The sequence below is a fragment of the Alteromonas sp. KUL17 genome, from assembly GCF_006538305.1.
Taxonomy (GTDB): Bacteria; Pseudomonadota; Gammaproteobacteria; order Enterobacterales; family Alteromonadaceae; genus Alteromonas; species Alteromonas macleodii.
Window position 1 is genome coordinate 61,872 of record NZ_BJKJ01000016.1, and the last position, 14,255, is coordinate 76,126.

At 46.6% G+C, this 14,255-nt stretch carries 14 protein-coding genes; 10 read left to right on the forward strand and 4 right to left on the reverse strand.

What is annotated here, in order from left to right; all coding sequences use genetic code 11:
- Positions 1 to 116: 116 nt before the first annotated feature.
- Positions 117 to 1,784 (reverse strand): energy-dependent translational throttle protein EttA, encoded by a 1,668-nt coding sequence (gene ettA / locus KUL49_RS14220; protein ID WP_014950094.1) that lies wholly within the window; start codon positions 1,782 to 1,784, stop codon positions 117 to 119.
- Positions 1,785 to 2,139: 355 nt separating this feature from the next.
- Here ettA and lpxD point away from each other — a divergent pair, with 355 nt between their 5' ends.
- The 10 genes from lpxD to KUL49_RS14270 all read left to right on the forward strand — a co-directional run bounded on the left by lpxD (position 2,140) and on the right by KUL49_RS14270 (position 10,829).
- Positions 2,140 to 3,168: a UDP-3-O-(3-hydroxymyristoyl)glucosamine N-acyltransferase gene (gene lpxD / locus KUL49_RS14225; protein ID WP_014950093.1), complete on the forward strand. Its 1,029-nt coding sequence runs from the start codon at positions 2,140 to 2,142 to the stop codon at positions 3,166 to 3,168.
- Positions 3,169 to 3,322: 154 nt separating this feature from the next.
- Entirely contained in the window at positions 3,323 to 4,579 is a 1,257-nt protein-coding gene (gene glyA, locus KUL49_RS14230) for a serine hydroxymethyltransferase (protein WP_014950092.1), read from the forward strand.
- A gap of 98 nt (positions 4,580 to 4,677) precedes the next feature.
- Positions 4,678 to 5,127: a transcriptional regulator NrdR gene (gene nrdR / locus KUL49_RS14235; protein WP_131137725.1), complete on the forward strand. Its 450-nt coding sequence runs from the start codon at positions 4,678 to 4,680 to the stop codon at positions 5,125 to 5,127.
- A 50-nt stretch (positions 5,128 to 5,177) separates the two neighbouring features.
- On the forward strand, positions 5,178 to 6,317 hold the full coding sequence (ribD, locus tag KUL49_RS14240) for a bifunctional diaminohydroxyphosphoribosylaminopyrimidine deaminase/5-amino-6-(5-phosphoribosylamino)uracil reductase RibD (RefSeq protein WP_131137726.1): 1,140 nt from the start codon (positions 5,178 to 5,180) through the stop codon (positions 6,315 to 6,317).
- Between the two features lie 20 nt (positions 6,318 to 6,337).
- On the forward strand, positions 6,338 to 7,000 hold the full coding sequence (locus KUL49_RS14245; protein WP_014950090.1) for a riboflavin synthase: 663 nt from the start codon (positions 6,338 to 6,340) through the stop codon (positions 6,998 to 7,000).
- Positions 7,001 to 7,020: 20 nt separating this feature from the next.
- On the forward strand, positions 7,021 to 8,121 hold the full coding sequence (gene ribBA / locus KUL49_RS14250; protein ID WP_014950089.1) for a bifunctional 3,4-dihydroxy-2-butanone-4-phosphate synthase/GTP cyclohydrolase II: 1,101 nt from the start codon (positions 7,021 to 7,023) through the stop codon (positions 8,119 to 8,121).
- 243 nt (positions 8,122 to 8,364) lie between these two features.
- The gene (gene ribE, locus KUL49_RS14255) at positions 8,365 to 8,838 is read left to right on the forward strand and encodes a 6,7-dimethyl-8-ribityllumazine synthase (RefSeq protein WP_014950088.1); all 474 of its coding nucleotides are present in this window, start codon (positions 8,365 to 8,367) and stop codon (positions 8,836 to 8,838) included.
- A 12-nt stretch (positions 8,839 to 8,850) separates the two neighbouring features.
- Positions 8,851 to 9,273, forward strand: a complete 423-nt coding sequence (gene nusB / locus KUL49_RS14260; RefSeq protein ID WP_012518940.1) for a transcription antitermination factor NusB — start codon at positions 8,851 to 8,853, stop codon at positions 9,271 to 9,273.
- Between the two features lie 48 nt (positions 9,274 to 9,321).
- Positions 9,322 to 10,287, forward strand: a complete 966-nt coding sequence (gene thiL / locus KUL49_RS14265; protein WP_131137727.1) for a thiamine-phosphate kinase — start codon at positions 9,322 to 9,324, stop codon at positions 10,285 to 10,287.
- A gap of 41 nt (positions 10,288 to 10,328) precedes the next feature.
- Entirely contained in the window at positions 10,329 to 10,829 is a 501-nt protein-coding gene (locus tag KUL49_RS14270; RefSeq protein ID WP_014950085.1) for a phosphatidylglycerophosphatase A, read from the forward strand.
- A 135-nt stretch (positions 10,830 to 10,964) separates the two neighbouring features.
- Here KUL49_RS14270 and dxs read toward each other — a convergent pair whose 3' ends face one another.
- The 3 genes from dxs to xseB are packed head-to-tail and all read right to left on the reverse strand — an operon-like array spanning position 10,965 to position 14,040.
- Positions 10,965 to 12,845 carry a 1-deoxy-D-xylulose-5-phosphate synthase gene (gene dxs, locus KUL49_RS14275; protein WP_014976982.1) on the reverse strand — a complete coding sequence of 627 codons (1,881 nt, stop codon included), beginning with the start codon at positions 12,843 to 12,845 and terminating at the stop codon, positions 10,965 to 10,967.
- Between the two features lie 32 nt (positions 12,846 to 12,877).
- Complete coding sequence (locus KUL49_RS14280; protein WP_014950084.1) at positions 12,878 to 13,768, reverse strand: farnesyl diphosphate synthase; 891 nt, start codon at positions 13,766 to 13,768, stop codon at positions 12,878 to 12,880.
- Positions 13,769 to 13,797: 29 nt separating this feature from the next.
- Positions 13,798 to 14,040 (reverse strand): exodeoxyribonuclease VII small subunit, encoded by a 243-nt coding sequence (xseB, locus tag KUL49_RS14285; protein WP_014976981.1) that lies wholly within the window; start codon positions 14,038 to 14,040, stop codon positions 13,798 to 13,800.
- Between the last annotated feature and the right edge of the window lie 215 nt (positions 14,041 to 14,255).

Sequence of the window (14,255 nt, forward strand, 5' to 3'; positions counted from 1 at the left end):
TATTGGCTAATTTGCGTGGGTTCGCAATGAAAAGCGAACAAATAAAAAAGCCGCTATCAGCGATAGCGGCTTTAGGCGTAAAGCAGAGATACAGATCTTACATCTCTGAATTTGTGTTATTTAGACATACGCTTATATTTAAGGCGGTGCGGTTCAACCACATCTTGTCCAAATTCTTGCTTCAACCAGCTTTCGTAGTCTGAGTAGTTACCTTCGAAGAAGTTGATGTTACCTTCATCGCGGTAATCCATGATGTGTGTTGCTACACGGTCTAGGAACCAACGGTCGTGCGAGATAACCATGGCACAGCCTGGGAACTCCAACAACGCGTTTTCCAAGGCGCGAAGTGTTTCTACGTCTAGGTCGTTGGTTGGCTCATCCAGTAGCAATACGTTACCGCCTGCTTTAAGTAGTTTCGCAAGGTGAACACGGTTACGCTCACCACCTGACAAGTCTTTGATGAACTTCTGCTGGTCGGTGCCTTTAAAGTTAAAACGGCTGCAGTAGGCGCGGCTGTTAATTTCAAAGTTACCAATGCGAATAATGTCTTGTTCGTCAGAAATTTCTTTCCACACGGTGTTATTTTCGTTCATGTGGTCGCGGAACTGTTCTACCGCAGCAATTTGAACGGTTTCACCTAAATCGATGGTGCCTGAATCAGGTTGCTCAGCACCGGTAAGCATTCTGAACAAGGTTGATTTACCCGCGCCGTTAGGGCCTACGATACCTACAATGGCACCCTTTGGTACTTTAAACGTTAAGTCGTCGATAAGTACGCGATCGCCATACGACTTTTTAAGGTTGCTTACTTCAATAACCTTGTCACCCAAGCGTTCACCTGGTGGAATGAAAAGCTCATTGGTTTCATTACGCTTTTGGTAATCGCTGGTAGATAGTTCTTCAAAGCGGGCCATACGAGCTTTACTTTTAGCATGACGACCTTTCGGGTTTGAGCGTACCCACTCAAGTTCCTGTTTCATGCTCTTCATACGCGCCGTTTCGGTACGCTCTTCTTGCTCAAGTCGGTTTTCTTTTTGCTCCAACCAAGAAGAGTAGTTACCTTCCCACGGAATACCTTCACCACGGTCAAGTTCTAAAATCCAACCTGCAACGTTATCAAGGAAGTATCTATCGTGGGTAATAGCGACCACGGTGCCTTCATAATCGTGAAGGAAGCGCTCTAGCCATGCAACTGATTCTGCGTCCAAGTGGTTAGTTGGTTCGTCTAGAAGCAACATTTCAGGCTTCTCTAGAAGCAGGCGACACAGCGCCACGCGGCGTCGTTCACCACCTGATAGTTTACTTACATCTGCATCCCACGCTGGAAGGCGAAGTGCATCAGCGGCACGCTCTAGAGCGTTTTCTAGGTTGTGACCGTCTTTGGCTTGAATAATGGCTTCAAGCTCACCTTGCTCTTTTGCAAGGGCGTCAAAATCAGCATCCGCTTCTGCATAGGCTGCGTACACTTCATCTAGGCGAGTCAATGCGTGTTTTACGTCAGCTACGGCTTCTTCAATATTGCCGCGAACGTCTTTTGTTTCATCAAGCTGAGGTTCCTGCGGAAGGTAGCCCACTTTTAATCCCGGCTGAGGGCGCGCTTCACCTTCAATATCGGTATCTACGCCAGCCATAATGCGAAGTAGGGTTGATTTACCCGCACCGTTTAGACCTAGCACACCAATTTTGGCACCAGGGAAAAAGCTAAGAGAGATATTTTTTAAAATGTGTCTGTTTGGTGGGACGATTTTGCCCACGCGATGCATACTGTAAACGTATTGAGCCATGCTCTATCCTCGCTGAAAAAGCGGTGAAAAATAATAAAGTCCTAATTGGGCGTATTCTACTCGTAACAGGGTAGTTTATGCTAGGGGCTGTTGACCTTTGATGTACAGAAAAGGTCAACAGCCCAATGTCACTTACGCTTGGTGTTTTCATGGCTGGTGATATTTTGAGCGCTCATGCCAAAAAGATTGATTTATGCGTCGGTTGACGAGGCGATTTAAGGTAAACTTAGTTTTATAAAAATAAGTAATTTATAAGAACGAGTAAACTTGTGCTCCTGGGTGAGTTTGTAAGCAAATCAAAAGAGCCCAGAGCGATAGACTCAATACTATTCATATCTCTGAACAGGTAATTATGATGACCGCTATGAGTAAACGCACATACAGTCTGGAAGAGCTTGCCAAACATGTAAGTGGGGAAGTGCAGGGCGATGGAAACATTACTATCTCTGCAGTAGGTACGTTATCCGGTGCAGCATCGCACCAAATTTCGTTTCTAACAAATCCTAAATACAAGCCGCAGTTAAAAGATACTCAGGCTGGTGCGGTAATTCTGCACAAAAACTTAAAAGATGATAGCCCAGTTCCAGCGTTGGTTGTGGCAAACCCTCATGCAGCGTTCGCCCTTATCGCTCAGTTGTTTGATACTACTCCAGCGGTAGCGACAGGTATTGCTGAGACAGCGGTTATTGCGCCATCTGCCCGCATCGGCAGTGATGTATCGCTAGGCCACAATGTAATCATTGAAGAGAACGTGGTTTTAGGCGATAGAGTTACTGTAGGCGCGAATACGGTTATTCGTAGAGGTACCCATATTGGTGAAGGCTGTACCATTCACCCGAACGTAACTATCTATCATGACGTTGTGATTGGTAAGCGCGTGACAATTCATAGCCAAACAGTTATTGGTGCGGCAGGCTTTGGTTACGCAAATGATAAAGGCGTTTGGATCCCTATTCCACAAACAGGGTCGGTTCGCATTGGTGACGACAGTCAGATTGGCGCAAGCAGCAGCATTGACCGCGGCGCCATGGAAGATACGATTTTAGGCACTAACGTTATTATCGATAACCAAGTACAAATTGGCCACAACTGTATTATTGGTGATCACTCTTGTATTTGCGGCGCTACAGGAATTGCTGGTAGCTGTCATATCGGCAAGCACGTTATTATCGGTGGTGGAGTGGGCATTAATGGTCACATTAGCATTTGCGATAATGTTCAGGTGACTGGCTATACCATGATTGTACAAGATATCACTGAACCGGGTGTTTATTCTTCTGGCCAGCCAGCACAAACCAACCGTGACTGGCGCAAAAATACGGTTCGCCTTGCCAAAATTGGTAGTTTATTTGACCGTGTTAAAGCCCTGGAAAAACAGGTCTGATCTCGCGCTGGCGCAGGTATTTCGTTAAACCTGCGCCATTTATATTAATTTGGTCACAAAGCGGTATACAAGCCCCCGAAAATGACTAGAATATGGCTCGAATTTGAGCAATCAGTGCGTAACGCCATATAAAAACCGCAGTTAAGGAGCCCCCATGTTTTCTCGCGAAATGAATATAGCTGACTTCGATCCTGAATTAGCCGATGCAATGTCTAAAGAGGTTGAGCGTCAAGAACATCACATAGAGCTAATTGCCTCTGAGAACTACTGTAGCCCACGTGTAATGGAAGCACAGGGTTCGCAGCTTACTAACAAGTACGCGGAAGGCTACCCAGGCAAGCGTTACTATGGTGGTTGTGAGCACGTAGACGTTGTTGAACAACTTGCTATCGATCGTGCAAAAGCACTATTCGGTGCAGACTACGCGAACGTTCAACCGCACGCTGGTTCACAAGCTAACTCTGCCGTATTCATGGCACTACTTGACGCAGGCGATACGGTATTAGGAATGAGCCTTTCTGAAGGTGGTCACCTTACTCACGGTTCACACGTAAACTTCTCTGGTAAAACCTACAATGCTGTTCAGTATGGTCTGAACAAAGAAACCGGTGAAATCGATTACGCTCAGGTTGAGGCACTTGCTAAAGAGCACAAGCCGAAAATGATTATCGGTGGTTTCTCTGCGTATTCTGGCATTGTTGATTGGGCAAAATTCCGTGAAATCGCTGATAGCGTTGGCGCTTACTTGCTCGTAGATATGGCGCACGTAGCAGGTCTTGTAGCTGCGGGCGTTTATCCAAACCCGCTTCCTCACGCTCACGTGGTAACAACGACTACTCATAAAACCCTTGCTGGCCCACGTAGTGGTTTAATCCTTTCTTCATGCGGGGATGAAGCGATTTACAAAAAGCTAAACAGCTCTGTATTCCCAGGCAACCAAGGTGGCCCTCTTTGCCACGTGATCGCAGCTAAAGCGGTTGCATTCAAAGAAGCCCTACAGCCAGAATTTAAAGTGTATCAGCAGCAGGTTGTTGCAAATGCGAAAGCTATGGTTTCTGTAATGCAAGAGCGCGGTTATAACATCGTTTCTGGCGGTACTGACAACCACTTGTTCCTTCTTGACCTTATCGACAAGGACATTACCGGTAAAGATGCTGACGCAGCACTTGGTGCCGCAAATATTACGGTAAACAAAAACTCAGTGCCAAATGACCCGCGTTCACCGTTTGTAACCAGCGGTCTTCGTATTGGTAGCCCAGCGATTACTCGCCGTGGTTTCAAAGAAGAACAAGCTAAGCAAGTTGCAACATGGATTTGCGACATTCTAGATAACATGGGCGATGAGTCTGTTATCAAACGCGTTCAAGACGAAGTGGTAGCACTTTGCGCACAATTCCCTGTTTATAAATAAATAGGTTTGTGTTTTATTGCGTACTTTGGTACTAATGCTGGACTAACTAGTCTAGGTTCAATTTAGATACCTAAGTACGCAATATTTAAGGATTATTCATGTTTTGCCCGTTTTGTTCAGAACAAGAAACAAAAGTCATTGATTCTCGTTTGGTTGCAGAAGGGCAACAGGTGCGTAGACGCCGTGAATGTATGGTGTGTCACGAGCGCTTCACGACCTTTGAAAATGCCGAGCTCGTGATGCCTCGCGTTATTAAACGCGATGGTTCTCGTGAGCCGTTTAACGAAGATAAACTTCGTGCAGGCTTGCAACGCGCACTCGAAAAGCGCCCTGTGAGCACAGAAAAAGTTGAACAATGTATCCTTTCACTTAAGTCACAGTTGCGCGCAACCGGTGAACGTGAAGTGAGCAGTGAACTGCTCGGCAACCTAATTATGAAAGCCCTCAAAGAACTCGACAAAGTTGCTTATGTCCGGTTCGCCTCCGTTTATCGCTCTTTCGAAGATATTCGTGAATTCGGAGAAGAGATTGCGCGATTAGGAGATTAAGTCGGCGACCTCTCAAACATCAGACACTTAGGGCTACAACAGGAATCCAAGTGAACCACGATACGGTTAAAAACGATTATTTTTGGATGGCAAAAGCCATTCAGCTTGCCCAACAAGGGCGTTTTACCACTTCTCCTAACCCTCGCGTAGGCTGTGTAATTGTTGGCGAAAACAATCAATTGCTCGGTCAGGGATATCACATTCAAGCTGGTACACCCCATGCCGAAGTGCATGCATTAAGACATGCATCTAACGCACGTCCGCAGGGCGCAAAGGGCGCGACGGCATACGTTACACTTGAACCTTGTAGTCATTTTGGGCGCACACCGCCTTGTGCTGTTGCCTTGGTAGAAGCAAAGGTAGCGCGCGTTGTTATTGCTATGACCGACCCGAATCCAAACGTATGCGGTAACGGTATTAGCATTCTGCAGGAAGCAGGCATCGAGGTGGTAAGCGAAGTGATGGCTGCTGAGGCCGCAGCGCTAAACCCCGGGTTTATTAAACGCATGCTTACTGGTAAGCCCTTTGTTCGCGTGAAATTAGGCATTAGCCTAGATGGAAAAATAGCCCTTCAAAATGGGGTGAGTCAGTGGATTACTGGTGCAGAAGCAAGGCGGGATGTGCAACAGTATCGTGCACAAAGTTGCGTGGTGCTCACAGGCTCAGGTACGGTGAAAGCCGATAACCCTAGCCTCTTAGTTCGTGAAAAAGAGGCTCAGTTTGAAAACTATCCACTAGATCATATCCGCCAGCCAGCCCGTGTGGTTGTAGATAGCAAAAGTAAGCTTACTAGAGACTACACACTTTTTAACGACGGCAATATTACGTTCACGGCGACGTTACAGGCTCACCCAGACACCGCTACTCAGCACTATCTCCAACTGGACGAAAAAGACGGTAAGCTCGACTTACATGCGCTAATGTCAGCATTGGGTGACAAGCAATACAATGAAGTCTGGGTGGAAGCAGGCCCTGGCCTTGCCGGTGCATTATTGCAAGAAGGGCTGGTGGATGAACTTATTTGCTACCAAGCGCCTAAGCTTTTAGGTGATAAGGGAGTCAGTATGGTTAATTTACCCGCGTTCACGTCGCTAAATGAATGTATTTCGCTTTCGCTTATTGAAAATCGTCAAGTGGGTAACGATATTAAGCTTATCTTCCGTCCTGATGTTAGCAACACCCGTGGTTAACGCGATTAAAGAGGAACTTTATGTTTACTGGAATTATTCAAGCGCTAGGTACAATTAAAAAGCTTGATAACCGAGGCAACGATATTCGACTTACCGTTTCATCGCCTACGCTTGATATGTCTGATGTCGCACTCGGCGACAGTATTGCGACCAATGGTGTTTGCTTAACCGTTACTGATATGGGCCCCGATTATTATTGTGCAGATGTGTCGGCAGAGACCATCAAATTAACGGGGTTTGCACATTACAGCGCAGGCTCTACGGTGAATCTTGAGAAAGCGATGCGTCCAAGCGACCGTTTAGGTGGTCATATCGTTTCCGGTCACGTTGATGGTGTAGGCGAGGTTACACAAATCATTAAGCACTCAGACTACGTAGAGTTCTGGGTAAAAGCGCCAGAAGCCTTGGCTAAATATATTGCGCATAAAGGCAGTATCACCGTTGATGGTATCAGCTTGACAGTTAATGAAGTTAACGGTGCAGAATTTATGCTTTGGATCATTCCTCATACGTTGCAAGAAACCATTATGGGGAGCTATAAGGTGGGCACAGCGGTGAACTTAGAGGTTGATGTTATTGCGCGCTATTTAGAGCGATTGATGTTGGGCGACAAAGCCGCCGAGCCAAAAAGCAAAGGCATTGACATGGCATTTCTTGCCGAGAACGGATTTTTAAGAAAATAACCCTACAAGAAGCACACAACATGGCATTTAACACTACACAAGAAATTATTGAAGACATTCGCCAAGGTAAAATGGTTATCTTGATGGATGACGAAGATAGGGAAAATGAAGGCGATCTGATAATGGCGGCAGAGCATGTGACGCCTGAAGCCATTAACTTTATGGTAACCCACGCTCGCGGTTTAGTGTGTTTACCCATGACCCAAGAGCGCTGTCGCACCCTGAATCTTCCGCTTATGGTGGATAAAAACGAAGCACAGTTTTCTACCAACTTCACTGTGTCTATTGAAGCGGCAACCGGCGTGACCACAGGCATTTCGGCGGCAGATCGCGCAACGACCATTAAAGCTGCTGTAGCGAAAGACGCGAAAGCGACAGACATTGTACAGCCGGGTCATATTTTTCCGCTAATTGCTAAAGACGGTGGCGTGTTAAACCGCGCAGGTCACACAGAAGCCGGTGTAGATTTACCGCGTTTGGCAGGGTTAGAGCCTGCTGGGGTTATTGTAGAAATCCTCAATGAAGACGGCACGATGGCCCGTCGTCCAGAACTAGAAAAGTTTGCTGAAAAACATAATCTTAAAATCGGCACCATTGCTGATTTAATTGAATATCGCAATCTCAACGAAACCACCATTCAAAAGGTCGCTCAATGCAATATGCCAACCGAGTATGGTGACTTCGAGCTTCACACGTTTAAAGACAGCATCGACAACCAACTTCATTTCGCACTTAAAAAAGGCGAAATTAAAGAAGATGAGCCGACACTTGTACGTGTACATCTTCACAATACGTTTAGTGATCTTCTTGGGTCTACCCGCGGTATTCATCGCTCGATGACGCTTGCAGATGGCATGCGCAAAATTTCAGAAGACGGTGGCGTATTGGTGCTATTAGGTAAAGAAGAGCATATTGAAAGTCAGGTACGCCGCTTTGCCGCAGAAGACCGAGGCGAGCGCCCGACTGGCGCTGACTGGCAGGGATCGTCACGCACTATTGGTGTAGGCAGTCAAATTCTAGCATCAATGGGCGTACACAAAATGCGTCTTCTTAGTAAGCCAATTAAATATCACGCACTTTCAGGTTACGGCCTTGAAGTAGTGGAGTACGTGCACGACTAGTACTTAGCTGTAGGGCGGAACTAAAGTGGAGAGGGCGTGCTTGTCGCAATCACGCGGTGAATACACCCTTGTACGCTCCGCCACCGAATCCATGCGGTAGAGGGTTTGCGACGAGCACTCCCTTCCCCCATTGAGTCAAGCTAATGTACCCGTTTACGAATAGTTGAAGTTAAAGAAACAATCGATTTAGTTTGGGCGCAGTTGTGGTATACTTCGCGCCGTTTTTTCTCGAGGAATGAATCCATGCAGGTAATTGAAGGTAATATCAGAGCAACCGGTAAGAAATTTGCTATCGTTGTATCACGCTTTAATAGCTTTGTAGTTGAAAGCTTACTTGAAGGTGCACTAGATACACTAGAGCGTCACGGTGAAGTGAGTGATGACGATATCACGCTAGTGCGTGTACCCGGTGCTTACGAGTTACCTGTAGTAGCTAAGAAATTAGCTGAGAAAAAGTCATTTGACGCCATAATCGCACTAGGTGCGGTTATTCGTGGTGGTACGCCACACTTTGATTTTGTAGCAGGCGAGTGTAACAAAGGTCTTGCGCAAGTCTCACTTGAATACGGTGTGCCCGTATCATTTGGCGTAATTACAACAGATTCAATTGAACAAGCAATCGAGCGTTCAGGAACCAAAGCGGGCAACAAAGGTGCAGAAGCTGCACTTGGCGCGCTGGAAATGGTTAACGTGATCGATGCTGTTGAAAAGCTTTAAGGTAAACATTAAGTGAAAGTTTCAGCTCGTCGTAAAGCCCGTGAACTCGCCCTGCAAGGTGTGTATTCATGGCAAATGAGTCACAACGATATTCAGCAGGTTGAACTGGCGCTAGCCACCAGTAACGACATGCAAAAGGTAGATATGGCCTATTTTCAAGCCTTGCTTCGCGGTGTTGCACACAACGCAAGCAAACTTGATGCGACCATCAAGCCTTACCTTGGCCGTTTGCCTGAAGAGTTAGACGCTATTGAAAAAGCAATCTTGCGCATTGCGACGCTGGAACTGACCGAGCGCATTGACGTCCCTTACCGCGTAATTATTAATGAGGCGATTGAGCTTGCTAAAGCATTTGGTGCTGAAGAAAGTCACAAGTTCATTAATGGTGCACTGGACAAAGCAGTGCGCACATTGCGCAAAGACGAGCGCGACTAACCTTACCGTGGCGGCATGGACTGCCGCTAAAAGGGTTTAAAAATTACCGTGAAAGAATTTGATCTTATCGGCCGCTACTTTTCAAACAGCGGCCACAAACGCAAAGACGTTGTTATTGGTATTGGTGATGACTGTGCTGTAACAACGGTTCCTGAAAACCAACAGCTTGCCGTTACCACAGATACCCTGGTTGCAGGTGTGCACTTTTTGAAAGACGCACCGGCGAAGTCTGTTGCGTATAAAACAGTGGCGGTAAACTTAAGCGATCTTGCCGCAATGGGCGCAGAGCCAGCGTGGATTAGCTTATCTCTGTCATTACCGGAAGTGGACGAAGCTTGGCTAGATGACTTTGTTTCGGGCCTTTATGAGCTAACTCAGTACTATTCTGTACAGCTTATCGGTGGCGATACGGTTAAAGGCCCAATGGCGTTCACGATTACAGCTCAAGGCTTTATACCGCCGGGTTCTGAGCTAACGCGTAGCGGCGCTAAGCCAGGTGATTGGCTTTATGTCACGGGAACGCTTGGTGACGCAGGTGCAGGTTTAGACATCCTGCAAAATAAGCTGAGTGTAAGCGGTGAAGCGAAAGGTGTCTTGGTAAATCGTCATTACTTCCCAACTCCTCGCGTAGCGGTGGGCACAGCTATCCGACGTATTGCAACGTCGTGCATTGATATCTCTGATGGTTTAATTTCAGATTTAGGTCATATCCTAAAAGCGTCTAATTGCGGTGCAAATGTTCATGTAGAGCGTTTACCGTTGTCACGAGCATTAACAAGCGCGGTTACACCTGAGCAAGCTATCGAATACGCGCTGTCTGCAGGCGATGACTATGAGCTTATTTTCACTGTAAGTGAAGAGCAGCGCGGAAGTCTTGAAACCTCGTTGGCAAGCACAAACGTGAAAGCCACATGTATTGGCCAATTAACCGGTCATAACGGCACACTTTCATTGCTCAAAGACAACGAAAAGTACACACCTGTTAACGTGTCAGGTTACGAGCACGCCTTTTAGGCGGCCTATTTGTCCGACAAAAGCGATAAAAAGGAAAAAGCATGCAGGCTGAGTTTCGCGCTAGAGTGAGTATGAAAAATCCCGTGCATTTTCTTGCACTAGGTTTTGGCAGTGGACTTATTCCTTTCATGCCGGGAACCTTTGGCTCACTTGCTGCGTTGCCCCTACTTATTGCCTGTAGCCAGATTTCCCTAATTTCCTTTATCGCGCTTACGCTGATATTCTCAGTTGTAGGCATTTACCTGTGTGGCAAGACTGCTGACGATATGCAGGTTCACGATCATGGCTCTATAGTGTGGGATGAAATAGCGGGCATGTTTGTGACCTTTCTGTTTGTACCTATTTCAGCGTCCTCTTTACTTGTAGGCTTTGTTCTATTCAGGCTTTTCGATATCTTGAAGCCTTGGCCAATAGGTATCATAGATAAGCGCTTACACGGCGGTACAGGCATTATGCTTGATGATCTTATCGCTGGCGCCATGGCATGCGGTTGTCTACATTTACTAATAGCGTTTTGGCCTGCCGCATTGGCTTTGTTTTAATTCATTACGAATATTCGCCGCCATTTTGTTAGACTTACCTCAAAGGAAAGCCAGTTGACGGTGAGCAAACTATTTACGAAAAAGCCCGCAAAATAGCGGGCTTTTTAATGTCTTAGTAATGATTTTAAAGCTTAATTAGTTAGCACTTAAACTGCTAGCCGCCGCAATAATACCTTCTGCATCTAAACCGTGCTCTTTGTACATTTCTTGCTGTGTGCCTTGCAGTATGAAACTATCAGGCAGCCCTAACATCTTCACCGCTTTTAATACGCCATTTTGCTGCAAGTGTTCTAGTACGGCACTACCAGCTCCACCCATAATACAGCCGTCTTCCAACGTAATAAGTGCACTGTGCTCACTGGCAGCTTTTAATACTGCGTCGCCGTCTAACGGCTTAATGAAACGCATGTCGATAACGGTAGCGTCAATCGCCTCTGCAGCTTCAAGCGCGTAGGGCAGTAGGCAGCCAAAGTTTAAAATGGCGATACTTTCAGACTTGCCTTTTGATGATTCTCGACACGTACGAGATTTACCAATCTCAAGCTCTGTCATAGCTTCGTCAGGCGTGACACCCATGCCAGCACCGCGAGGGTAACGAACAGCAGCTGGTTTTTGTAGCTTGTGACCCGTGTAGAGCATTTGACGACATTCATTTTCATCTGAAGGCGCCATAACCACCATATTCGGAATACAGCGAAGGAAAGCGATATCAAACGCCCCCTGGTGAGTAGGGCCATCTGCGCCAACAATACCGGCTCTATCAATGGCAAACAATACGGGTAAGTCTTGAATCGCCACATCGTGAATGAGCTGGTCATAGGCGCGCTGCAGGAACGACGAATAAATAGCAACAACCGCATTCATACCGTCTTTGGCAAGGCCTGCGCCAAAGGTTACCGCGTGCTGTTCAGCAATCGCAACATCGAAATACTGCTCTGGAAAACGCTGAGAAAACTCAACCATGCCTGAACCTTCGCGCATGGCTGGCGTTACCGCCATTAGCTTAGGGTCTTGTGCCGCCATATCACACAGCCATTTCCCAAAGATTGCAGAGTAGGTAGGGGCTGAAGGCTTAGATTTTGGCAAAGCGTTGTCAGCCGGATTGAATTTTGGTACCGCGTGGAACTTGATAGGGTCTTCTTCAGCAACCGCGTAACCTTTACCTTTCTTGGTGACTACGTGAAGTAGCTGCGGGCCGTCAAACTTGCGCATATTGCGTAGCGTATCGACAACACCATTTACGTCGTGGCCATCGATAGGGCCAATGTAGTTAAAGCCAAGCTCTTCAAATATCGTGCCCGGGACAACCATGCCTTTAATGTGTTCTTCTGCACGGCTGGCAAACTCCTTAATAGGAGGTACATTGCTTAGCAGCTTTTTGCCGCCATCGCGTATAGAGTTGAAAAAGTTGCCTGTAAGCAAGCGAGCTAAGTGACTGTTCAACGCCCCTACGTTTTCAGAAATAGACATTTCGTTGTCGTTAAGTACAACTACCATGTCTTTCTTGATATCACCAGCGTGATTAAGGGCTTCAAACGCCATACCAGCGGTCATTGCACCGTCGCCAATTACCGCTACAACCTTTCTGTTTTTGCCTTCTTTTTCGGCAGCCACAGCCATGCCCAGCCCTGCACTAATCGATGTAGACGAATGACCGACTGCAAAGGTGTCGTAGTCGCTCTCAGGCGGCCATGGGAAAGGGTGCAGACCATTCTTTTGGCGAATGGTACTCATGCGCTCTGCACGGCCTGTAAGGATTTTGTGCGGATAAGCTTGGTGACCTACATCCCACAGCAGTCGATCGAAGGGGGTGTCGTACACATAGTGCAAAGCGACGGTCAGTTCCACTGTGCCTAATCCAGATGCAAAGTGCCCACTGGTTTGGCTTACGCTGTTAAGTAAGTACTCACGCAACTCATCGGCAAGCTCGCGTAATTTGTCTTGGGGCAACTGCCTCAATTTATCGGGTGTTTGCGCAAGCGCAAGCGTTGGGTAATGTTGGAGATCTAAACTCATGTACTTATTATCTTTTTCAACATGGCGCGTGGCTAATGGTCGCGTTTTACCAAAAGCTCGCTAAACGCAATTAAACTGTCAGTATTGTAGGGTAAACGCGCCAATGCTTGAAGTGCATTATCGTGAAGCATTTCTAATTCTTGTTTAGCGCCTGTAATACCAAGTTTGGCTGGAAAGGTATTTTTCCCTAACGCTTCGTCTGACCCCGCGGGCTTACCTAATTTTTCGCTACTGCCTTCCACATCTAAAATATCGTCTTGAACTTGGAAAGCTAGCCCAATATCCGCGGCATAAGCCATTAAGTCAATTTTAGTTTGAGGCAGTAAGCCTTCACTAACAATGGCGACCATTTCTACGCAGGCTTTTAACAATGCACCGGTTTTCAATCTATGCAGCTGTTTTAGTTCTTCTAGCGAGATGGTTTTGCCGGTGCTGGCTAAATCGATAGCTTGCCCACCGCACATACCTATGTAACCCGCACTTTTCGCAAGTACAGACAGTAACTGGCTACGCTTTGTTTCAGCATACGTGCTTAATGGCGCATCAGCTAACACTGTAAATGCAAGTGCCTGCAGTGCATCGCCAGCTAAAATAGCGGTAGCCTCATCAAAGGCGATATGGCAGGTTGGCATACCGCGGCGCAAGTCGTCGTCGTCCATGGCTGGTAAATCGTCGTGGACTAACGAGTAGGCATGCACACATTCAATGGCCATACTAATAGCCATTTGGTCTTTTTTGGGCACGTCTAGGGTGTTACCTACTACTTGAACAAGTAGTGGCCGCATCCGTTTACCGCCAGCAAGTAAGGCGTGACGCATTGCGTCTTTCAAGCGCGGCGCGTAATCGGGTAATTCGTCAATTAATGTAAGAAGAGATGCATCAGTTTGCTGTTTAACTTGCTGATGCAAAGCAGAAAAATTCATAGATTGCCTGTTAGTTAAAAATGAACGATTTATGGCTGTTCACTTTCAGGAAGAGGGTGGAGCGTTTCTTCGCCTTGTTCACTGAGCAGTATCTTTACTTTTTGCTCGGCGTTTTCAAGAGATTGTTGGCCCTGGCGGGAAAGTGCTATACCGCGCTCAAATTTTTCTAGTGCTTTATTAAGAGGCAGATCACCGCTTTCCATTTCGTTAACGATAGCTTCTAGTTCTGATAAAGTTTCTTCAAAAGACGCTGATGCTTTTTCTGTCGTCATAAAAACACTCAATATAGTGGCCAAAATACGTATACCGCGCACATTAACCGAGGGTTGCACAAGGGTCAAATGGTTTGTCCGTATATCGCCTATATCACAGTAACATAGCTTTTTTTTCATCCAGTTCAAAAGGCAACATACAAGCAAATTGTGCTATATTCGATGCAGGGTTCAGTAACCTTTCAGAAGTAACCGTGTTATTTACTGTGAAGGAA